This is a genomic window from Pantoea sp. UBA6567 (genome assembly GCF_002434165.1).
Taxonomy (GTDB): domain Bacteria; phylum Pseudomonadota; class Gammaproteobacteria; order Enterobacterales; family Enterobacteriaceae; genus Pantoea; species Pantoea eucrina.
The window spans coordinates 122488-143264 of record NZ_DJJN01000004.1; the positions used below are offsets into that span (position 1 = coordinate 122488).

The 20777-nt window shown below is 56.1% G+C and carries 15 protein-coding genes; 9 read left to right on the forward strand and 6 right to left on the reverse strand.

Annotated features, from left to right (window positions below):
* Positions 1–52 precede the first annotated feature (52 nt).
* Complete coding sequence (locus B4M48_RS04015) at positions 53–1126, forward strand: acyltransferase family protein (RefSeq protein WP_040113521.1); 1074 nt, start codon at positions 53–55, stop codon at positions 1124–1126.
* Between the two features lie 30 nt (positions 1127–1156).
* On the opposite strand, the gene B4M48_RS04020 is transcribed toward B4M48_RS04015, so the two are convergent.
* The gene (locus B4M48_RS04020; protein ID WP_040113520.1) at positions 1157–2443 is read right to left on the reverse strand and encodes a methyl-accepting chemotaxis protein; all 1287 of its coding nucleotides are present in this window, start codon (positions 2441–2443) and stop codon (positions 1157–1159) included.
* 431 nt (positions 2444–2874) lie between these two features.
* Between B4M48_RS04020 and B4M48_RS04025 the strand changes: the two genes are divergently transcribed.
* Positions 2875–3996, forward strand: a complete 1122-nt coding sequence (locus B4M48_RS04025) for an NAD(P)H-dependent flavin oxidoreductase (protein ID WP_288656172.1) — start codon at positions 2875–2877, stop codon at positions 3994–3996.
* 144 nt (positions 3997–4140) lie between these two features.
* Here the strand turns inward: B4M48_RS04025 and B4M48_RS04030 are convergent, their stop codons facing one another.
* Positions 4141–4341: a hypothetical protein gene (locus tag B4M48_RS04030; RefSeq protein WP_052246548.1), complete on the reverse strand. Its 201-nt coding sequence runs from the start codon at positions 4339–4341 to the stop codon at positions 4141–4143.
* 257 nt (positions 4342–4598) lie between these two features.
* On the opposite strand from B4M48_RS04030, the gene yajD reads away from it, so the two are divergent.
* Positions 4599–4946 (forward strand): HNH nuclease YajD, encoded by a 348-nt coding sequence (yajD, locus tag B4M48_RS04035; RefSeq protein ID WP_040113518.1) that lies wholly within the window; start codon positions 4599–4601, stop codon positions 4944–4946.
* A 262-nt stretch (positions 4947–5208) separates the two neighbouring features.
* On the opposite strand, the gene cspE is transcribed toward yajD, so the two are convergent.
* The gene (gene cspE / locus B4M48_RS04040) at positions 5209–5421 is read right to left on the reverse strand and encodes a transcription antiterminator/RNA stability regulator CspE (protein ID WP_040113517.1); all 213 of its coding nucleotides are present in this window, start codon (positions 5419–5421) and stop codon (positions 5209–5211) included.
* Positions 5422–6026: 605 nt separating this feature from the next.
* On the opposite strand from cspE, the gene B4M48_RS04045 reads away from it, so the two are divergent.
* The 5 genes from B4M48_RS04045 to B4M48_RS04065 all read left to right on the forward strand — a co-directional run bounded on the left by B4M48_RS04045 (position 6027) and on the right by B4M48_RS04065 (position 14890).
* Positions 6027–7580 carry a pyridoxal phosphate-dependent decarboxylase family protein gene (locus B4M48_RS04045; protein WP_283341049.1) on the forward strand — a complete coding sequence of 518 codons (1554 nt, stop codon included), beginning with the start codon at positions 6027–6029 and terminating at the stop codon, positions 7578–7580.
* Positions 7581–7590: 10 nt separating this feature from the next.
* Positions 7591–8883, forward strand: coding sequence for a lysine N(6)-hydroxylase/L-ornithine N(5)-oxygenase family protein (locus B4M48_RS04050; protein WP_288656013.1), 1293 nt, complete (start codon positions 7591–7593; stop codon positions 8881–8883).
* Position 8884: 1 nt separating this feature from the next.
* Positions 8885–11239, forward strand: a complete 2355-nt coding sequence (locus B4M48_RS04055) for a GNAT family N-acetyltransferase (protein WP_283341051.1) — start codon at positions 8885–8887, stop codon at positions 11237–11239.
* A gap of 84 nt (positions 11240–11323) precedes the next feature.
* Positions 11324–12559, forward strand: a complete 1236-nt coding sequence (locus B4M48_RS04060; RefSeq protein WP_283341052.1) for an MFS transporter — start codon at positions 11324–11326, stop codon at positions 12557–12559.
* A 213-nt stretch (positions 12560–12772) separates the two neighbouring features.
* The gene (locus B4M48_RS04065) at positions 12773–14890 is read left to right on the forward strand and encodes a TonB-dependent siderophore receptor (protein ID WP_288656016.1); all 2118 of its coding nucleotides are present in this window, start codon (positions 12773–12775) and stop codon (positions 14888–14890) included.
* Between the two features lie 97 nt (positions 14891–14987).
* Here B4M48_RS04065 and B4M48_RS04070 read toward each other — a convergent pair whose 3' ends face one another.
* From B4M48_RS04070 to B4M48_RS04080, 3 genes are all read right to left on the reverse strand, one after another.
* Positions 14988–16913 carry a methyl-accepting chemotaxis protein gene (locus B4M48_RS04070; protein WP_288656019.1) on the reverse strand — a complete coding sequence of 642 codons (1926 nt, stop codon included), beginning with the start codon at positions 16911–16913 and terminating at the stop codon, positions 14988–14990.
* 254 nt (positions 16914–17167) lie between these two features.
* Positions 17168–18562 carry a YfcC family protein gene (locus tag B4M48_RS04075; protein ID WP_040113509.1) on the reverse strand — a complete coding sequence of 465 codons (1395 nt, stop codon included), beginning with the start codon at positions 18560–18562 and terminating at the stop codon, positions 17168–17170.
* Positions 18559–19689: a M20 family metallopeptidase gene (locus tag B4M48_RS04080; RefSeq protein ID WP_040113508.1), complete on the reverse strand. Its 1131-nt coding sequence runs from the start codon at positions 19687–19689 to the stop codon at positions 18559–18561. The genes B4M48_RS04075 and B4M48_RS04080 overlap by 4 nt, the downstream gene beginning before the upstream one ends.
* A gap of 118 nt (positions 19690–19807) precedes the next feature.
* On the opposite strand from B4M48_RS04080, the gene B4M48_RS04085 reads away from it, so the two are divergent.
* Positions 19808–20734 (forward strand): LysR family transcriptional regulator, encoded by a 927-nt coding sequence (locus B4M48_RS04085; RefSeq protein ID WP_040113507.1) that lies wholly within the window; start codon positions 19808–19810, stop codon positions 20732–20734.
* The last annotated feature ends 43 nt before the right edge of the window (positions 20735–20777 follow it).

Sequence of the window (20777 nt, forward strand, 5' to 3'; positions counted from 1 at the left end):
GCGTCAATGTTAATTTGACTTATGTCTATTTATTATTGTCACTGAGAACATCATGCAGGCTCGTATCACTCACCTCGACGGTATGCGCGGTTTCGCTATTCTGATGGTTATCGCCTATCACGCCTGGGCGCGCTGGCCAGAACTGCTGCCTTATGTCGCCACCACTCAGCATCTGCCGCTCTTTTCTTTTGGCTGGGCTGGAGTGCAGCTCTTTTTTATGATCTCGGGCTTTGTTATTTTTATGACGCTTGACCGATCGGAGAGCTATTCGGGCTTTCTGCAGAAGCGCTGGCTGCGGCTCTTCCCGGCGATGCTTATTGCCAGCCTGCTGCTTTTTCTGGCCGGCGGATTTTTTCCGGAGTGGTCTCTTATGACCCCCTATGTGAAAAATCTGCTGCCGGGTCTGCTGTTTATTAATCCGGAAACGCTGACGCAGCTGACCGGCATTTCGTTTCACTCTATGGCGGGTTCTTTCTGGTCGCTTTATGTTGAAGCCCTGTTTTATCTGATTATCGGCGCTGTCTATTTCACTGCGGGACGTAAATATTGCCTGCCGGCGCTGATTTTACCGATGCTGTTACTTTCCGGTGCGTCAGTCATTAAGTCACTCGGCTATCCGCTGCTGGTGGATATCATCTCCAAACTGGGATTTATTCATTACGCCTGGTTTATGGTGGGCTGTCTGGTCTACGAGCGTCTGCATGGGCGTGACAGGCGCTACCACTATCTGCTGGTAGCCGTTGCGCTGCTGATCAACTTTAGCTATTACGTGAAAAACAGCGGGGCACTCGCGCTGGTGCCGCTGGTAGCGATGCTGCTGTTTTTCATCGCCAGCTTCAGGCTGCAGCGGATCCAGCACTTTCTTTCGCTGCGACTCTTTACCGCTATGGGCTTTGTCAGTTATGCGCTCTATCTGATTCATGAAAACCTGATGATTGCGATGCTGATTAAGCTTAACCGCTATGTCAAAAGTGACACTGTCATGATGATCATGCCGCCGGTAATGGTTATCGTGCTGGCCGGTGTTGCGTATGTCATTACCCGCTACGCGGAGCCGGCGCTGCGCCGGGCGCTGCAGAAAAAACGGCAGCCGGTCGCACCGGCCGCAGGCAGCGGCATAGAGTAGCGGGCGGGAGGCGAAAGCCTCCCGCTGGTTTCAGACATCCAGGCGGTGGATAACGTTAACAAATTCGTGAACGCCGCTGTTAATTTCCCGCAGGCTGCGCGACAGCATGCCGATTTTTTCCTGCTCAGCTACGACAAACTCACGCACCTCATCCAGCTGCTGATACATCTCTTTTATCAGCAGGCTGTTTTGCTGCACCACTTCGGTAATTTGCCGGGTCGCGGCAGCGGTGGAAGCAGCCAGACGACGTACTTCAGCGGCAACCACGCTGAAGCCGCGGCCTGCGTCACCGGCACGCGCAGACTCAATGGCGGCGTTCAACGCCAGAATATTTGTTTGTGACGCGATGAGATTAATCGTGTTAACCACCTCGCCAATATTTCTGGCAGACGCATTAAGCTGAACGCCAATTTCCGTCGCAGCATTAACCCGCTGGGCCACCAGACCTGAATTGCGTACGGTTTCGTCCAGAACGTCGTTGGCGTTGTCGGTGATTTGCGACGTTTCACCTGACGTGGTGAGGGCTATATCTGCCACACGCTTTGCGGCCTCCACGCGCGCGGTGATATCAGAGGCAATTTTAATAACTTTATAGACCCGCCCATCCGCATCCACTACCGGGTTATAGCTCGCCTCCAGCCAGATGCGCTCACCGCTGGCGGTTTTACGCTCAAAACGACCGACAAAATGTTGCCCGCGCGCCATTTTTTGCCAGAAATCGGGCTGAGCGTGATAAAAATCGTCATAGCAGAACAGTCGGTGATGCTGACCAACAATCTCTTCACTGCTATACCCCATATGCTGCAGAAAATTGGCGTTGGCGCTGAGGATCTCGCCCTCAGGTGTAAATTCAATCACCGCCATGGAGCGATCCAGCGCGGTGATAACCGCCTCTTTATGCTCCAGCTCCTGATGGCGCGCGGTGATATCGCTGGCGACTTTGATCACCTTATACACCCGGCCTTTATCATCGCTGACCGGAAAGTAGGTCGCGCTCAGGTAGAAACGCTGCTGCTGACGATCGAAGCGCTCAAAAATGCCGGTGATTGACTCACCCCGCGCCAGCGTTTGCCAGAAACGGCGATAGCCCGCTGTCTGACTGTAAAGCGGTGAACAGAAGAGGCGATGGTGCTGGCCCTGGATCTCCTGCAGCTGATACCCCGTCAGCGTCAGAAACAGCGCGTTAGCATCAACAATTTCACCATCCGGCGTAAATTCAATCCAGGCAACATGCTGTCTGATAGCATTGATATCACGATGAACGCTGGCGCTGTGGCTGAACGGCAGCGCCAGGCGTGAAGTTTTCACCCCAAACATAGATGACCTCTGTCAGATAGTGTGCAGTTAAGTAGCGCGATCGCCTTACAAAGGGTCGCGTAATTTCATTCAGCGCAGAGCCTGTGCCGCGCCGGATGTTTCCCCCCGATTTCCATGTTGTCCTGAGCGCCGGCAGCCGTTAAGCGTAAACGGGCATCAGTCAGGGGGTTTTTTTTGAAGTTCAGATTCCCGGTGCTGGCAATAAATGTGGTGCTGAATATATGTTATCGACGGCGGAAAACAAAAACTGAGTAAATTTTCTAATTAAAACGCAGCGGGGGGATTTTACCGTCAGCGGTCTGAAATCAGCCGGGTGCTGCGCTGTCAGGCAATATGTCGCTGCAGCAGAGTGGATCAGGCTGCTTGTTAAAGATGTAAATAAAATATAGGTTATCTCTGCTACAGAGAGCGGATAAGCAGAATGGCAGCTACTGACGGAGAGCTTTGTGATGACGACATCCCTGTGTAAAGAATTAAATCTGCGCTATCCGATTATCCAGGCCCCGATGGCAGGCGTTTCAACCCCGGAACTGGCTGCTGCAGTCAGCAATGCCGGTGCGCTTGGCTCGCTGGGACTGGGCGCCTCCTCTGCGGAAGAGGCTGCACGCCTTATACGGCAGACTCAGGCGCTTACCCGGCAGCCTTTTAACGTCAATCTGTTTTGCCATCCGCCCGCCCTGCGCAACGACGCAGTCGAAAAGGCGTGGATAGCACGTTTCGCCGATCGTTTTGCTGCTCTCGGCGCTCAGGTTCCCGTGAATCTGGAGGAGATCTATCCCACTTTTTGCGGTCATGAAGCGGTGCTGCAGGTCATTGAGGAAACGCGTCCGGCGGTCGTGAGTTTTCATTTTGGTTTGCCACCGGCGGATACTCTGCGACGGCTGAAAGCCTGCCGGATAGTGACCCTGGCAACAGCCACCAGCGTGGCGGAAGCGGAAGCGATCGCGCAGCAGGGAGTGGATATGATTGTGGCGCAGGGCTATGAAGCAGGTGGCCATCGCGGCAGTTTTGCCGTCGATGAGGAGGATCATCAGCTCTCCACGCTGACGCTGGTACAGGCCATCTGTGCGCGGGTTACGCTGCCGGTGATTGCCGCAGGCGGGATTATGAACGGTGCAGCAATCGCAGCAATGCAGGCTCTGGGTGCCAGCGGCGTACAGGCCGGTACCGCTTTTCTTCTCTGCCCTGAATCCGCTACTGCACCCGCCTGGCGTCAGGCGCTCCGGTATGCCGCTGTAACGGGTACTACCATGACTGCGGCAATTTCCGGTCGTGAAGCGCGCGCGCTGCGCAACGCATTCTGCACTATTACGCGCGATATCCCCCGCACCGAGATCCCTGCTTATCCGCTGGCTTATTCACTGGGTAAGGCGCTGGCTAAGGCTGCACTGGCGCAGGGCGAGGCAGGGTTTGGGGCATACTGGGCGGGAGAGGGAGCAGCACTGGTACGCGAACTGCCGGCGGCGGAACTCATCCGGCAGCTGGTCACAGAGTGGCATGCTGCCTCTGGTCAGGGTAGCCCGGCTAATGCGACAGAACGGTCGTCTTTATAACGTGGCAGGAATGCATTATAAACGCGATTGCGTTTCGGACATCTGCTGATTAAATAAAAAAAACGGGTGGGACAGCAAATAAGCGCAGCGATAATTTTACCGCTGCGCTTATTTAGCGCAGGTAAGATATCTGGAGATAAACTATTAACTCATCTGGACTGATATAAATTGAATGGCTTCACCATAAATTTTCTTAACGCCATCAATAGCCTGCGCTTCAGACTCTTGTAACTCCGCCAGAATGGCATATTTTTCAACGGGCATGCCCGCTGCAATAAGGGTAGTCACGGCGCGTCCTATCGCCTGATTAATGTCGTTAATAGGTTGTACATCAACCGGTTTCAATAGGTTTTCTCCACAGATAAAATATGCCAGTCAGCACAAAGCCGCAGGCAGTAATACGTTACAGCAATGATTGCTGGTATATATAATGCCATAGAGAAAATAAATTTTAAATATAGATCTGAGTCATGTTTTATTGCCCGCTAAGGCGTCTTTTTAACTTGGCGGTTCGTTAAAAAAACGTGCTGCTTGCTATCAACGTACAATCGGGCTAGCCTGCTGATCGTTGAAATAATCACGCTAAGTACAGGCATACATTAATGGCAGTTATTCCGAAAAACTACTCGCGGCTGGAGAGCGGCTACCGTGAGAAAGCACTTAAAATTTATCCATGGGTGTGCGGGCGCTGTGCGCGCGAGTTCGTTTACTCAAACCTGCGCGAGCTGACGGTACACCATATCGATCACGATCATACCAATAACCCGGAAGATGGCAGCAACTGGGAGCTGCTTTGCCTCTACTGCCACGATCATGAACACTCAAAATATACCGAAGCCGATCAGTATGGTACGCGAGTGGTGGCAGGAGAGGATGCACAGGATGAGGTTGGTACCGCGACATATAACCCGTTTGCCGATCTGAAATCGCTTATCAGCAAGAAGAAGTAGCAGCGCTGCCACATATATTTACAGCTAAGTAAAGCGAGACGGCGGGTAAGCTGTGTTATAGTGCGTTTGCGTACTTTTCTAAGTCGCGAATTTCACTGGCGCTTGTGCCTGCCCGATACGCCCAGCCGGGTGTCGGGATCTTTTTAGTCCGGTTACGCGCACAAAAAAACCCGCACAAGGCGGGTTTTTTTATCAGCAGCATTTAACTGCTCAGACTACTGTCTTCATCGCTATCGTAAGCGCTGCCGATTGTCAGCGCAGATTACAGTGCGGTAACGTTACCAGCAGCCGGACCTTTAGCACCATTCTCGATGGTGAAAGAGACCTTCTGGCCTTCGTCCAGGGTTTTAAAGCTGTCACTCTGGATTGCAGAGAAGTGTACGAACACGTCTTTGCTGCCATCTTCAGGAGTGATAAAGCCGAAACCTTTATCTGCGTTGAACCATTTTACTAAACCAGTCATTTTGTTAGACATAGATACTTCCTTAATTGATGAGCCATAAACTATGGCGATGGTGGCCTGTATCAGAGCGTTACTTATTGGGCACTTAGGAGGAGGCTCATGAAGAAGGGGTATCTGTGGATAACACTTGAACTGAGGACTGCTTTACTAAAACTGCTTCATAAGGTCTGTATTCCAAACCGATGACGCTATTAAGCCACACCTGTTCCGGTTTAGCAACACTTATATTACATCCTCTTTAATGCCTCCTTCAGATAAGCCCTGTGCAACGTTTTGCATCCCGTTGATCATCTGTGAGGCGTAAAACCACACAGTGAAAGGGTATTTTCCCGTGCCTTAAGTGGAATTGTGACACAGATCACAAAATCACCCTTCAGAAACGTTGATGTAAAATTTACTGAAATTACCCTATTGAATGATAATAATTATCATTTATAATCGCATTCAAATTTTAAGGCTGACTAATGCTGTTTTGCACATGTATGCCGTTCAATGGCGTAAGCTGATGATTTTTATAACTTATTTTTTTTGGGTTTTTGCAGAAGCAACAGAGCCTATGACACCTGTTGTCTTATTTGTCAGCAGGATTTGAAGAGTTTCAGTAACAGGAAAGGATTATGTTTACACGTTCATCTGCGCAATCATTACCAATCGTAACCTCTGAGCCACAGTCAGGCGAGCCGGAGAGCTGGCTTTTTAACGAACGTCAACTTGACGCCTGGGCCGGACAGACGCAGGAGGTGCTTAAGCTGCTGACCCAGACTGTGCAGGGCGTAGAAAAGCCGTTTAGCGGTATTCTGCCGCACGAGCTGGCAGACGAGTTCCGCAGTGTGGATCTTAATTCTCCGCTGGGCAATAACGAAGCTGCACTGGCCGAGCTGTCTCAGCTCTATCTGCGCGATGCGGTCTGGTTTCACCATCCTAAATATGTTGCGCATCTGAATTGCCCGGTCGTCCTGCCGTCGCTGATGGCAGAGCAGGTGATGGCCGCCGTCAACAGTTCTGTCGATACCTGGGATCAGAGTGCCGGCGGTACGCTAATTGAGCAAAAAGTTATCGACTGGACGCTGGAGCGTATCGGCCTGCCCGCCGCTGCGGACGGTATTTTCACCAGTGGTGGTACGCAGTCAAACCTGATGGCAATGCTGCTGGCTCGCGACAGCTGGTGCGAGGCGCATCATCCGGGGCATCTGATCAAATATCGCGGCCTGCCTGAAACCGCCGGTAAGTGGCGCGTATTCACGTCTAAATTGAGTCATTTCAGTATCCAGAAATCGATGGCGATCCTCGGCCTGGGCTACGATGCCGTTGTGCCGGTTGACCATGATGCCGATTACCGTATGGATGCGGGTATGCTGGAGCACGAAATCCAGCGCTGCCGCGAAGAGGGGCTGATCCCGATTGCGGTGGTAGCAACCAGCGGCACCACCGATTTTGGCAGCATCGATCCGCTGGAAAAGATCGCCGCGCTGTGTCAGCGCAATGGATTATGGATGCACGTTGATGCCGCCTATGGCTGTGGTCTGCTGGTTTCAGAACAGCACCGCCAGCGTCTGCGCGGTATTGAACAGGCAGACTCAGTCACCGTTGATTACCACAAATCGTTCTTCCAGACGGTAAGCTGCGGGGCGTTCTTTGTCCGTAACAAAGACCATCTGAAACATGTTACGCACCATGCTGACTATCTCAATCCACTGAGCGCGCAGCAGGAAGGGACGCCAAACCTGGTCAACAAAAGTATTCAGACCACGCGTCGCTTTGATGCACTGAAGATGTGGCTGACGCTGCGCATCATGGGCCCGGCCGCGCTGGGTGAAGCGTTTGACTCGCTGATTGACCTTGCACAGCGTGCGCATCAGCTGCTGCGCGCGCATCCGGCAATCGAGGTGCTGCACGCACCAGAACTCACCACGCAAATCTTCCGCTTTGTGCCGCGCCAGTCGCTCAGCGGCCCGCAGCTCGACGATATCAACGCTGCGATCCGTAAAGCGCTGTTCCGTTCCGGCAATGCAATTGTGGCAGGCACGAAAGTCGACGGCCGGCAGTATCTGAAATTCACCCTGTTAAATCCTGCCACCACCGCGGCAGATCTGGAAGAGGTGATTAACCTGGTTGCGCATTACGGGCGCGATCAGCTGCGCACGACCGCGCTCCACGCGGCAAATCAGTGAGAACTCTGTTATGAATAACACCGTTTACGATTTTATAGGCATCGGTATCGGCCCGTTCAACCTTGGACTGGCCTGTCTCAGCGAACCGGTAGAGGGACTCAACGGCGTATTTCTCGATCAGAATGCGGGTTTTGACTGGCACACCGGCATGATGCTGGAAAGCGCACACCTGCAGACGCCGTTTATGGCCGACCTGGTGACGCTGGCTGACCCCACCAGCCCTTACAGCCTGCTGAATTACATGAAAGAGAAAGGAAAACTCTACTCATTCTACATCCGGGAAGACTTTTTCCTGATGCGTAAAGAGTATAACCAGTATTGCCAGTGGGCCTGCGAGCGCCTCAGTAACCTGCGCTGGAACCGTCACGTTGAGTACGTAAGTTATGATGCGGAGCGGGCGGTTTATCGCGTTCAGGCGGTGAATAATCAGAGCGGCGCGACCGAAGAGTGGCTGACGCGTCATCTGATCCTCGGCACCGGTCCGGTGGCCTGGCTCCCGGAGTGCAGTCAGCCGCATCGTCAGCATATTACGCACTCCAGCGACTATCTGAAAAACAAAGCAGAGCTGCAGCAGAAGCGGTCTGTCACCGTGCTGGGCAGCGGTCAGAGCGCGGCTGAAATTTACTATGACCTGCTCAGCGATATCGACCGGTTTGATTATCAGCTGAACTGGATCACCCGTGCGCCGCGCTTCTATCCGCTGGAGTACACCAAGCTGACGCTGGAGATGACCTCACCGGAGTGGGTGGACTATTTTCATGCGCTGCCGCCGGCGAAGCGCGACCGGCTGAATGCAGACCACAAGAATCTCTATAAAGGTATCAACAGCAGCCTGATCAACGATATTTATGATCTGATGTACGTCAAACAGCTCGACGGCCCGCTCGACGTCAATCTCTTCACACACTCAGCGCTGACCGATCTGCGCTGGCTGCCGGCAGGGGAGTTTGAACTCTCGCTCTGGCAGCAGGAGCAGGAGTGCGCCTTTACCCGTCGTACCGAAGGGCTGGTGATGGCAACCGGCTATCACTACCGTCCGCCGATGTTTATCGAAGGCATCAGTCAGCGGCTGCGCTGGGACGAGCAGGGGCGCTACGATGTGCAGCGTAATTACAGTATCGATCATCACAATCAAATCTTTGTGCAAAACGCAGAGCTGCATACGCACGGTTTTGTGACGCCGGATCTCGGCATGGCCTGCTATCGCAACTCCGTTATTTTGCGCGAAATTACCGGACGCGAGGTTTATCCGATAGAGCGGCAGATCGCGTTTCAGACTTTCCCGGCACAGACGGAGCGCTGACATGAGCACAGAGATGATTTACCGCGTTCAGCGACCGGCAGGCACCTTTAGCCTGCGCCCGATGCAGGCCGCCGATGCCGCACTGATCCACAGCTGGGTAACGCGCGACTACGCCCGCTTCTGGGGCATGCAGAACGACACCCTGGAGCAGGTCGCCGCTTTTTATCACGGGCTGACCGCAAATAATCCCCACGCCGCCCTGATTGGCTGCTGTGAAGGGCAGCCGGTGTTTCTGATGGAGTGCTACCGCGCCACCGAGGATGAAATCGGACGGTTCTATCCGGCCGCGCCCGATGATTACGGGATGCATATTCTGATTGCGCCCGCCAGCACACCCATTCCGCAGTTCAGCTGGCAGGTCTTTACCGTTGCCATGGGATACCTGTTCAGTCTGCCGCAGGTCGGACGCGTGGTGGTGGAGCCTGACGTACGCAATGAGAAAATTCACCGGCTGAATAAACGGGCCGGCTTTCGCTATCAGCACACGCTCGATCTCGGGCATAAAACCGCCTGGCTGGCGTTTTGCCAGCGGGAAGATTATCAACAGGCTCTGGAGCAGGATATTTTGACCATGAACACACCCTCTGCGCTGCTGACAGGATCCCACCTTACGGGCGATAACTGGGCACAGGCAAACCGGATGCTGATCCGCAAAGCGATAAGCGAGTTTGCCCACGAAAAGCTGGTTACGCCCGTTGAAAACGGCGCAGGCTGCTATACGTTGGCCGTACCGGGCGGCGAAGCACATTATCAGTTCCGCGCAGAACGTCTGGCGCTGGACCACTGGAATATTGACGCCGCGTCACTGCTGAAGCAGGAAAATGGCCGGCCGCTGACGCTGGATGCGCTGCAGTTTATCGTGGAGTTTAATCAGCAAATCGGCATTCCGCAGGCGCTGCTGGCAACCTATATGGAAGAGATCAGCAGCACGCTCAGCAGCAGCGTCTATAAGCTGCAGAAGCAGAATCCGGATGCGCAGGCTCTGGTGCACGCTGATTTCCAGACCATTGAGGCGGCAATGACCGAGGGGCACCCCTGTTTTGTCGCCAATAATGGCCGCATTGGTTTTGACGCCCGCGATTATCTCGCTTTTGCGCCAGAGGCCGCCGCACCGGTCCAGCTTATCTGGGTTGCGGTACATCAGCGCAACGCCCATTTTTCCAGTCTGAGTACGCTGAGTTATGAGCAGCTGATGCGTGATGAGCTGGGCGCGGAGACTCTGGCGCGGTTTACAGAGCAGCTGAGCGCGCGCGGGCTGAATGCGGATGAGTATATCCTGATGCCGGTGCATCCGTGGCAGTGGCAAAACAAACTGCTGACGGTATTCGCGGCCGATATTGCTCAGCAGGATATCGTCTGGCTCGGCGAGGGCGACGATCGCTATCAGGCGCAGCAATCGATCCGCACCTTCTTTAACCGCAGTCAGCCCGCGAAGCGCTACGTCAAAACCGCGCTGTCGGTGCTTAACATGGGCTTTATGCGCGGTCTCTCACCCTATTATATGGCGACCACGCCCGCGATTAACGAGTGGCTGGAACAGCTGGTCAGCAGGGATGCGTGGCTGCAGCGCTGTGATTTCCGTATTTTGCGGGAGGTTGCGGCGGTGGGCTATCACAACCGTTACTACGAGCAGGCTATCAGCGGCGATTCCGCCTATAAAAAGATGTTTGCTGCGCTGTGGCGGGATAATCCGGCAGCCCGCCTGCAGCCGGGTCAGCGCCTGATGACGATGGCCGCACTCCTGCATGTTGATCACCACCAGCAGGCGCTGTTACCAGCGCTGATCGCTGACTCAGGCCTGCCGGCAAAAGAGTGGGTGGCGCGCTATCTGAACTGCTATCTCAGCCCGCTGCTGCACTGCTTCTACCAGCACGATTTAGTGTTTATGCCCCACGGCGAAAACCTGATCGTGCTGCTGGAGAACAATGTGCCGGTCAGCGCCTACATGAAAGATATTGGTGAAGAGATTGCCGTCATGGATCCGGACGCGCAACTGCCGGAAAAAGTGAGCCGACTGGCAGTGGATGTGCCGGACGATCTCAAGTTACTGTCGATTTTTACCGACGTATTCGACTGCATTTTCCGCTTTATCAGCGCCATTCTGCACGACGCCGGTACGCTGTCGCAGGATCAGTTCTGGCAGGCGGTAGCGCAGTGCGTGAAAGAGTATCAGCAGGCGCATCCGCAGCTGGCAGCTAAATTTGCACGCTTTGATATGTTTACCCCGGCGTTTACCCGCTCCTGCCTTAACCGGCTGCAGCTGGCGAATAATCAGCAGATGATTAACCTCACCGACCCGGCGGAAAATCTCAAGTTTGCCGGTACGCTGGATAACCCGATTGCCCGCTGGCGCTGATAAGGCGTTCGCTGGCTGACATCTGTGACGCGGTTGCTCCGGCAACCGCGTTTTTTATCATTCTGCAACGGGTAAGGATCGGTAATGGCCCTGTATGAACCGGTGTCGCAGCTCACGCGCCGCCGCATAATTTTTCCGCTCTCGCTGGTACTGTTTGAATTCGCCACCTATATCGCGCATGACATGATCCAGCCCGGCATGCTGCTGGTCACTGAGGAGTTTGGTGCCGGACCTGAGTGGGTTTCCGCTTCGCTAACCGCCTATCTGATCGGCGGTATGATGCTGCAGTGGCTGCTGGGGCCGCTTTCCGATCGCATCGGGCGGCGTCCGGTGCTGCTTAGCGGCGTCGTTTTTTTTATGCTGACCTGCATTGCCACTCACTGGGTGCAGAGCATTGAGCAGTTCGTACTGCTGCGCTTTCTGCAGGGAGTCAGCCTGTGCTTTATCGGCTCTGTAGGCTACGCCGCTATTCAGGAGGCGTTCAGTGAAGCGCTGAGCGTGAAGATCATGGCGCTGATGGCAAACGTCGCGCTGCTGGCTCCGCTGGCCGGGCCGCTGGCCGGGGCCGCTTTTCTGACTATCAGCGACTGGCGCACCCTGTTCTGGCTCTTCGGCGGCGTGACGGCGCTGGCCCTGCTGGGCCTGTGGTGCACTATGCCGGAAACCGCAGGGGATCGTACGCGCTCGATCTCACCCGGCGCGCTGGGCAGGGGTTACTGGCAGCTGCTGCGCGATCGCCAGGTTATGCGCGGCTCGCTGGCAATCGGCCTGGTGACCATTCCCTGCCTCGCCTGGGTAGCGCTGTCGCCGGTTATTCTGATGCACGATGCCGGCCTGAGCCGTATGGAGTATGCGCTGCTGCAGCTGCCGGTGTTTCTGGCGATGATCGCCGGTAACCTGACGCTGGGGCGCCTCAGCAGCCGGCTGCCGATCCAGCGACCGCTGCAGCTGGGAGCCTGGCCGGTGGTAGCCGGTCTTGCGCTGGCGGCAGTCGCGACCATAGCCGATCGGCACAGCTATCTGTGGCTGACCGCCGGCCTGAGCCTTTATGGTTTTGGCACCGGACTGGTTAATGCCGGACTCTATCGTATGACGCTTTTTTCCAGCCAGGCGGGCAAGGGCAGCGTGGCAGCGATGGTGGGTATGGTAACAATTCTGATTTTTGCACTCGGCATTGAAGCGGCAAAATACGCCTATTTCAGCTTTTACAGTACCGGCTTTAGCCTGATTAATCTGGCCTGCGGATTGCTCTGGCTGGGGCTGATCCGCGCATTTCTGCGTGAAAACCGGCGGCGGCAGCCCGCGCTGCAGCAGGCCTGACGCATTTATCTAAAGCGAGCTGCGGCTCGCTTTTCAGCCATTCCCCCACTTTTTAACCGGTTTCCGGCAGAAAATTTAACTGCAGACACATCTTGAAATGCCACTATCAAAAAGATAATAATTCTCATTAATATTAGCATTACCATTGCCTCTGGCATCCATCGGCTCTCCGGCTGCACCGGAGAGAACTGCGTGTTTTTAAGGGAATTAACCATGCGAGTGCCTTTTACTCTGAAGCGTTCTGTTCTGTTCTGCTCCGTCGCATTATCTGCATCACCGCTGCTGTATGCAGCTGAGACTCTGGTTGTCACCGCGCAGCCGGCTGAAACGGCTACGACTCCCACCACCGGCTATACGGCGAAAACCAGCCAGGGCGCGACTAAAACCGATCGCCCGCTGATCACTACCGGTCAGGCCGTTTCAGTGGTGACGCGTCAGCAGATGGAAGATCAGGGCGCGATGAGCGTAAATCAGGCGCTGAATTATACCGCAGGCGCCTTTACAAACTTCGCCGGTGCGGCGTCGCGTTACGATACGGTATCACTGCGCGGTTTCCACGGTGGCGATGTCGACAATGTCTTCCTGGATGGCCTGCGACTCATGAGCGATCCCGGCAGCTATAACGTGCTGCAGGTTGATCCCTGGTTCCTGGAGCGTATCGATGTGATTAAAGGTCCTTCATCTGCGCTTTATGGTCAGACGGTGCCGGGCGGGCTGGTGATGGAGACGTCAAAACGTCCGCAGTTCCGGCAGGAAGGGCATTTCCGTCTCTCGGCGGGTAACAACAACACCACTTCAGCCGCCTTTGACTACACCGATGCGCTGAACGATCAGCTGGCGTTCCGCCTGACCGGTATTACGCGCAACAGCGACACCCAGTACGAACACACGCGGGAGGAGAAATATGCGATTTCACCCTCGCTGCTCTGGCAGCCGTCGGAAGATACCTCGCTGCTGCTGCGCGCCTATCTGCAGAAAGATCCCTCAGGCGGCTACCACAGCGCGGTACCGGGTGAGGGCAGCATCACCGAACATAACGGCTATAAGCTGAGCAATGGCTTCTACGACGGCCAGAGCTCACTCGACCAGTTCAAACGCCGCGAGCAGATCTACAGCGCCGAATTTGCGCACCGCTTTAATGACACCTGGGCGTTCCGCTCTAATGCCAGCTACTCTCACTCAAACGTCGATCTCGACCAGGTGTATCAAATCGGCTGGACAGGGAACAGTTCAGATCTGCTGAACCGCTACTACTCCGGCTCGCGCTCATCGCTGAAAGCGTACGCGATCGATAATCAGCTGGAAGCAGATTTCGCCACCGGCGCAGTAGACCATAAAGTGGTGCTGGGCGCGGAATACCATCAGTATAAAAACGACCTGCATGACGCAAGCGGCAACGCCAGTCAGCTGAATGCGCGGACCGGGGCCTCCGTGGGTGCCAACGACGTGTATACCTTCGAACGCTCGCAGCGCTACTACTATCAGACCGGCGTCTACCTGCAGGATGAGATGGTCTGGGATAAGTGGCATCTTGACCTGTCGGGCCGCTATGACCGCATTGTGTCGCAGACTGAGAACTACGATCAGGCGACCAAAAACCGGCGTCAGGATGACCACGTGGGCGGTCGTTCCGCGCTGCTTTATGCGTTTGACAACGGTGTCTCACCTTATGTGAGTTATAGCCAGGCTATTACGCCGCAGTCGCTCTCGGGCCAGAACGGCAACCTGCTGAAACCCACTACCGCAGAGCAGTATGAAGCGGGCGTGAAATATCAGCCGCCGGGGACCTCCGATCTCTACACCGCAGCGGTGTACGATCTTACGCAGAAAGATGTCGGCAACCGTATTGTGCAGGGTTCTTATTTTGTGCCTGCCGGTAAAGTGCATTCACAGGGGCTGGAGCTGGAGGCGCATACCCAGCTGACGCCGCGTCTCAGCACCATCGCTAACTACACCCTCAGTCACGTACGGTATAAAGATTCGGTGGATGGCAACGATGGCCACACGCCATATGTCACCCCCAACTCTATGGCTTCGCTCTGGAGTAAATATCAGTTTGACTATGGTCTGAGCGTGGGTGCCGGCGTGCGTTACATCGGCAAACAGTGGGCTGATAATGAAAATACCCGGCGCCTGCCTTCCGCCACTCTGTTTGACGCGTCGGTCCGCGCCGATCTCGGTGCCTGGAACAGCCAGCTGAAAGGGGCTTATGTACAGGTTAATGCCAATAACCTCACCGACCGGGAATATGTCGCCGCCTGCTACGGCACGGGCTACTGCTACTGGGGCGCTGAGCGCTCAATTGTTGCGACCGTGGGTTACGATTTCTGATCGGATAATAGGTGGCCGGCGTACAGCCTGACGCCGGCAAACATACAGCCCGTAAGCTGGTTTATCCGCTTACGGGCTTTTTTCTGGTCGGCGCAGGTTAAAAGCTTTCCCAGCTGGCGTCCGCTGTGGACACAGGCCGGGGTTTAGCCGGCGACGGCGTCAGCACGGGCTTCGGAGCAACCCGGGCGGCATTTTCCTGTTCCGCGGAAAGACGGAAGATGGCCACGGTTTTCTCCAGTTCAATCGCCTGCGACTCCAGCGAGCTTGCTGCGGCAGAAGACTCCTCAACGAGAGCCGCATTCTGCTGGGTGGTGGTATCCATCTCCGACATCGCCTGCGCAATCTGCGAGATGCCCCGGTTCTGTTCATCAGAGGCGGCGGCAATCTCACCCATAATGTCGCGCACCTGCGTCACCGACTGCACAATATCATTCATTGTCGTACCGGCACGATCCACCAGCGCTGAGCCGTCGCTGACGCGATCCAGTGATTCGCGGATCAGCGTCTCAATCTCTTTTGCCGCCACAGAGCTGCGCTGCGCCAGGTTTCTGACTTCGCCCGCTACCACGGCAAAACCGCGTCCCTGTTCTCCGGCCCGCGCCGCTTCAACCGCTGCGTTCAGCGCCAGGATATTGGTCTGGAACGAGATACTGTTGATGACATTGATGATTTCACCAATTTTACCGGAGCTCTGACTGATACCGCTCATGGTAGCGATCACGTCGCGAACAATCTCGCCGCCGCGGCCAGCATTGCCGGAGGCGTCGGCCGCCAGCTGGCTGGCGTGATGCGCATTCTCAGCGTTCTGCTTCACCGTAGAGGTCAGCTGTTCCATACTCGCGGCGGTCTGCACCACGGCAGCACTCTGCTGCTCGGTGCGGGAAGAGAGATCGGTATTGCCGGCGGCAATCTCTGCGGAGGCGCGCGCCACGCTGCTGACGCCGCTGCGCACGTTAGCGATAATCGTCTGCAGGCTATGGTTCATGCTGTCAACCGCCTGCATCAGCTCTCCCAGCTCATCGCCACGGGTGGTTTTCAGCGACGTGGTCAGATCGCCTGCGGCAATGCGCTGCGCCGCGCTGAGCGTTTCACGCAGCGGGTGCGTAATGCTGCGCGTAATGCGCCAGGCAATCAGCAGGCTCAGCACCACGCAGATCGCGGCGGCGATAGCGATGCGCCACTCAGCGCCTTTGATAAACGAGGCAGAAAGCTGCGACTGATAGCTGAACATATCTGCCACGCCCGCATTCAGCCGCTCCGCCGCGCCCGTCAGGATGATGGATTCACTTTTCTCGCTGTTAAAAGCGTTCAGGTAGGGCCCCAGGGCGGGGCGCTGCTGATTGACCGTGGCCAGCACGGCCTGCGTTGCGGTAGTGATATCCCCCTGATTAAAACTGTCGAGCAGTTCGGTGAGGGTGGTGATGGTGATAAATTTATCCGCGATGGCGTCTCTGCTGGTTTCGCCGGGATTTTTCAGGAAGTTCTCTTCAATATTAGCGGTATCGTAGAGGGTCGCCGTAAGCTGCATAACCGGCGGCGCGGTCTCTGGCGTCAGGCCGCGATTCAGCGACTCCAGCTGATGTGCCAGCTTAATCAGCGCGGCAGGCGTAATTGCACTGAAGGCCGTGGTGGTTTCTTTAGCGGCGGCAATAAATTTTTCGCGCTGATCCTGATAGCTGTGCATCAGTTCACCCAGCTGGTTCACTTTCTGCAGCCCCTCTGCGTTCCAGCTAAAGCTTTCCAGACGCTGATAAAGCGCGGTAAATTCTTTCAGCGCCTCAACGTTCCGCACGGCAAACTGCTCATCTTTCGTGTACTGATACAGAGTGCGATTCAGCCGTGCTTTACTGAGCGTATTCACCATCTCAACCGTCACGGTGCGCCGGGCTGAGTTATCTTTAATGCTGCGAAAACAATCAAATGCGATAACAGTGATTGCCAGTGAGGCGGCTATCACAATAATAAAACCGGCTCCCAGTTTCTTTCCGATTTTAATATTTGAGAGGGAGTGAGCAAGGCCCATAAAATTCACCTTTAGTGAGATAATGAAATGCAGGTCAGAGGGAGGCGGAACGCGTGCTCTGCCGTCAATTTACTATCGTCACGGCTCACAGAAGCTTGATATCTATTTTTAACGTTCGTCTTTTTATAAATAAATAAATGATGATCCAGAACAATATGGCGTCGGGGAAAACAGGATCGCGCTAAATAAGCGGATCCCCGCCACCGGATACGGCAGCGCCTGGTATCAGGCGGCGCTGCCTGAAAAGCGTCGGGTCAGAACGGCCCCCAGTTGATAGCGACCCCTGTCAGCAGCATCACCACACAGATCACAAACCAGATTGCGATGACCGGGGCAACAAAGCGCAGCCACTGACCGAATGAAACGCCTGCCGTGGCGAGCACCGCCATCAGCACGCCGGACGTCGGGCTCATACAGTTGACGATCCCTTCACCCAGCAGTACCGACTGCACCATCACCTGGCGCGTCAGGCCAAGGTTATCGCCCAGCGGTGAGAAAATAGGGATCAGAAGCGCCGATTCTCCCGAGCCGGATGAGATACCAAAGTGGATCAGCGCGGCGCTGATAAACATGCCGATCGTTGCCAGCCAGGCGGGCACCGGCTCCAGCAGATCGGAAAGAAATCCGACGATCGGGTCGAGGACATTGCCCTGCTGCAGCACCAGTGAAATGGCAGCGGCCATCCCCACGATAAACGCCCCTTTGACCAGCGTGGCGCAGCCTGCCAGGAAGGTGTTGGCAATGTCCGATCCTGAGAGACGGCCCATCAGTCCGACGATAATAGTCAGCAGAATAAACATCGCTGACATCTCACGGGTGCCCCAGTGATAGCGCACCGTACCGGCAATAAAGAGCAGCAGCGCCAGCGCCGTGGTCGCCAGAATCAGCTTATGTCGTCCGGTTACCGGAGCAATACTCTCCGCAGCGGCAGACATAGCGGGCCGGCACTCACCGTTTTTACGCGCACGGCGCACGGCGTGGATCAGATAAAGCGCGGCGCTGACCACAAACAGCAGGCAGGTCAGGGCGCGCAGCAGCATGCCGGAGAACAGCGGCAGCTGCGCCAGATGCTGCGTCAGCCCGGTGGTGGCCGGATTCAGGATCGCGACGTTATATCCGGCGGCGCAGGTCAGATAGACCAGCGAGGCCCCAAGCATAGGGGAGAGTCCGAGTGAGCGCCCCACCAGCAGTCCGATCGGCACAAAGGCGACCACCGCATTGACGACCACGCCGGTGGTGCCGAGCAGCGAGAAAATCACGGCGAAAATAATGATGATGCGCGTATCACTCAGCGTGCTGCTGCGCGACAGCGCCTGCAGAGCCGTCGCTATCGCCCCGGTTTTCTCGATTACCGCCAGTACGCCTCCGGTAAACAGGATCAGAAAGATAATGGGGGCCTGTTTAACCATGCCCGCAGCGATCGCCATAAAGATCTCCAGCGGCAGCACACCGCTCTGCGGCACCGCATGCAGACTCTCTTTGACGGCAAACTTAATGCCGTCGCGCGTCTCATAATCGTAGACGCCCGCCGGTATAATCCAGGTCGCCACGGCGGCCAGCGCCAGAATAATAAACAGCAGCAGGTAGGGGCTGAGGCCCTCCCGCTGGCGCACAGCCCTGTCCGGTTTTTCCAGCGATATCTGTGTCATGGCGTCTCTCCGCTCAGCAGGCCAGCCAGCAGCGCCGTACGCTGCACCACCTCCGCAACAATAATATGCTCATGCCGCGCGTGAATACCGGCACCGGTGGCGCCCAGCCCATCCAGCGTGGGCAGCCCGAGTGCGGCGGTAAAGTTGCCGTCGCTGCCGCCGCCCACGGAGGCGCCTTCCAGCGTCAGGCCCAGCTGACGACCGATGTGCGCCGCGCGGGCAAACAGTGCGCGTGATGCCGCGCTCTGGCGCATGGGCGGGCGCCCCTGTTCACCGCTGATATGCAGGGTCACGCGCGGGTCATGCGGCTGGAGCTGCATAATTGCCGCGTGCAGGCGGGCCGCCTCCTCTTCAGAGGTGACGCGCGTATCCACTTCCAGACGCGCGCGATCCGCCACCACGTTCGCCCGGCTGCCGCCGCTGGCAACGCCGACGTTGACCGTAGTGCCACGTTCGGGCGCGTTGAGCGCGTGCAGCGCCAGAATCTGCTGCGCCATCTCCAGCACCGCGCTGGCACCTTCTTCCGGATTGTTGCCGGCGTGCGCCGCCAGGCCGGTCAGCGTAAGGTCATAGCGGCCGGTGCCTTTGCGGGCGACCTTCAGCGCGCCGCTGCCCGCTACCGCTGGCTCGACAACAAATACCTGGGCGGAGCCCCGGGCGTGGGTTTCAATCCACTGCTGCGAACCGGGGCTGCCCAGCTCCTCATCACTGTTGCAGAGAAACACCACATTTTGCCAGCCTGGCAGATCAAGCTGCTGCAGTGCGCGTACTGCCCAGATCGCCTGCACCAGGCCCGCTTTCATATCGAGAATGCCGGGGCCGTACAGGCGTCCCTCTTCTTCACGCAGCGTAAGCTCGCCTTTATTCCAGACGGTATCGAAATGGCCAATAATGGTGCTCTGCGGCGTTTGTCCGCCCAGCGAAAATTTCAGGTTATTACCATAGTGCTGCTGCGGTGTTATTTCCGCACGCACGTTAAGACGCTGCTGAAATAGCTGCTGCAGCACTTCACCGCAGGCGTCAACGGCAGATTTGTCATCAGAGGGAGATTCAGCCGCCACCAGCGTTTTTATGTCCGCCAGAATATCTGCGGCATGCTGTTCCAGATAAAGAGTAATCGCTTTCATTTTATAGTTTTCCTGTCTGTCGGGTTTGCACAGGCAGTATGCGCAGAAAAAACACGGTAGAAAAATAAGCTGCGCTGGCTATTATTGTTGCTCTCAGATCAACAGATAAGCGGAAAGTATGACATTATCCAGCTATCCCGAAAAATCGATAAGCTACCTGTATGAGGTCGGAATGCACGGCGGGATCCGCCGCGCTGCAGATGCGCTGGGCGTCAATGCTTCCGCCATCAGCCGCCAGCTGGCGCAGCTGGAGCGCGCGCTGCAGCTGCCGCTGCTGGAACGACGCGGCAGAAATGTGGTCCTGACCGATGCGGGTAAACTGCTGGCAGAGGATTATGCGCTGACCAGTCAGCGCCGCCGTCAGCTGGAGCGGCAGCTGCAGGATATGCGCCATATGCGCGGCGGCAGCGTTACGCTGCGCGTGGGCCAGGGGATGGCAGACGAAGTGATCCGTCACGTTATTGCCGAGTTCTCTCAGGCTTACCCGGCGGTTTTTGTGAATATTCAGTCGGGAGATATGCAGACCACGCTGACGCTGCTGGCAAAAGGTGAGGTGGATATGGCGGTGAGTTTTGGCCCCTCCGGCCCGCCCGGACTTCGCTGTAACAGCTTCAGGCGCGGTCCGATCTGTGCAGTCGTGCCCCCCTCACATCCGCTGGCCGCGCTGGATAAAGTTACGCTGTCACAGCTGGCTGAGCACCGGCTCATCGGCATGGATGAGCAGTTTGGTCTCCAGCGCTATCTGAATGCCATGTTCAGGAGTGAAGGACTCATCTTTACGCCCGCCTGTAGCTGTAACCTGTTTACCAGCGCCGTTTCTCTGGCGCTGGCCGGGCAGGGCGTGGCGTTTATGACGCCGCAGACGCTGAGAAGCATTCACGATTGCGATCGGCTGGTCGCGATACCGCTCGATCACCGCATTGCGCGCGAGAGTCAGTGTCAGCTGCTGCACAGCGCCGATCACCGCATGACGCCCGCTGCGCACTATCTCTGGCGACTGCTCAACAGCTATTTTGCGCGCTCCGCTAACGGATTACCGGCATAAAAAAAGCCGGACAGTGTCCGGCTCGGGATTCAGGGCTGGTCGC

Coding starts and splice junctions, on each gene's coding strand:
- B4M48_RS04015 (WP_040113521.1), top strand. CDS start 53: ATGCAGGCTCGTATCACTCACCTCGACGGTATGCGCGGTTTCGCTATT.
- B4M48_RS04020 (WP_040113520.1), bottom strand. CDS start 2,443: ATGTTTGGGGTGAAAACTTCACGCCTGGCGCTGCCGTTCAGCCACAGC.
- yajD (WP_040113518.1), top strand. CDS start 4,599: ATGGCAGTTATTCCGAAAAACTACTCGCGGCTGGAGAGCGGCTACCGT.
- cspE (WP_040113517.1), bottom strand. CDS start 5,421: ATGTCTAACAAAATGACTGGTTTAGTAAAATGGTTCAACGCAGATAAA.
- B4M48_RS04045 (WP_283341049.1), top strand. CDS start 6,027: ATGTTTACACGTTCATCTGCGCAATCATTACCAATCGTAACCTCTGAG.
- B4M48_RS04050 (WP_288656013.1), top strand. CDS start 7,591: ATGAATAACACCGTTTACGATTTTATAGGCATCGGTATCGGCCCGTTC.
- B4M48_RS04055 (WP_283341051.1), top strand. CDS start 8,885: ATGAGCACAGAGATGATTTACCGCGTTCAGCGACCGGCAGGCACCTTT.
- B4M48_RS04060 (WP_283341052.1), top strand. CDS start 11,324: ATGGCCCTGTATGAACCGGTGTCGCAGCTCACGCGCCGCCGCATAATT.
- B4M48_RS04065 (WP_288656016.1), top strand. CDS start 12,773: ATGCGAGTGCCTTTTACTCTGAAGCGTTCTGTTCTGTTCTGCTCCGTC.
- B4M48_RS04070 (WP_288656019.1), bottom strand. CDS start 16,913: ATGGGCCTTGCTCACTCCCTCTCAAATATTAAAATCGGAAAGAAACTG.
- B4M48_RS04075 (WP_040113509.1), bottom strand. CDS start 18,562: ATGACACAGATATCGCTGGAAAAACCGGACAGGGCTGTGCGCCAGCGG.
- B4M48_RS04080 (WP_040113508.1), bottom strand. CDS start 19,689: ATGAAAGCGATTACTCTTTATCTGGAACAGCATGCCGCAGATATTCTG.
- B4M48_RS04085 (WP_040113507.1), top strand. CDS start 19,808: ATGACATTATCCAGCTATCCCGAAAAATCGATAAGCTACCTGTATGAG.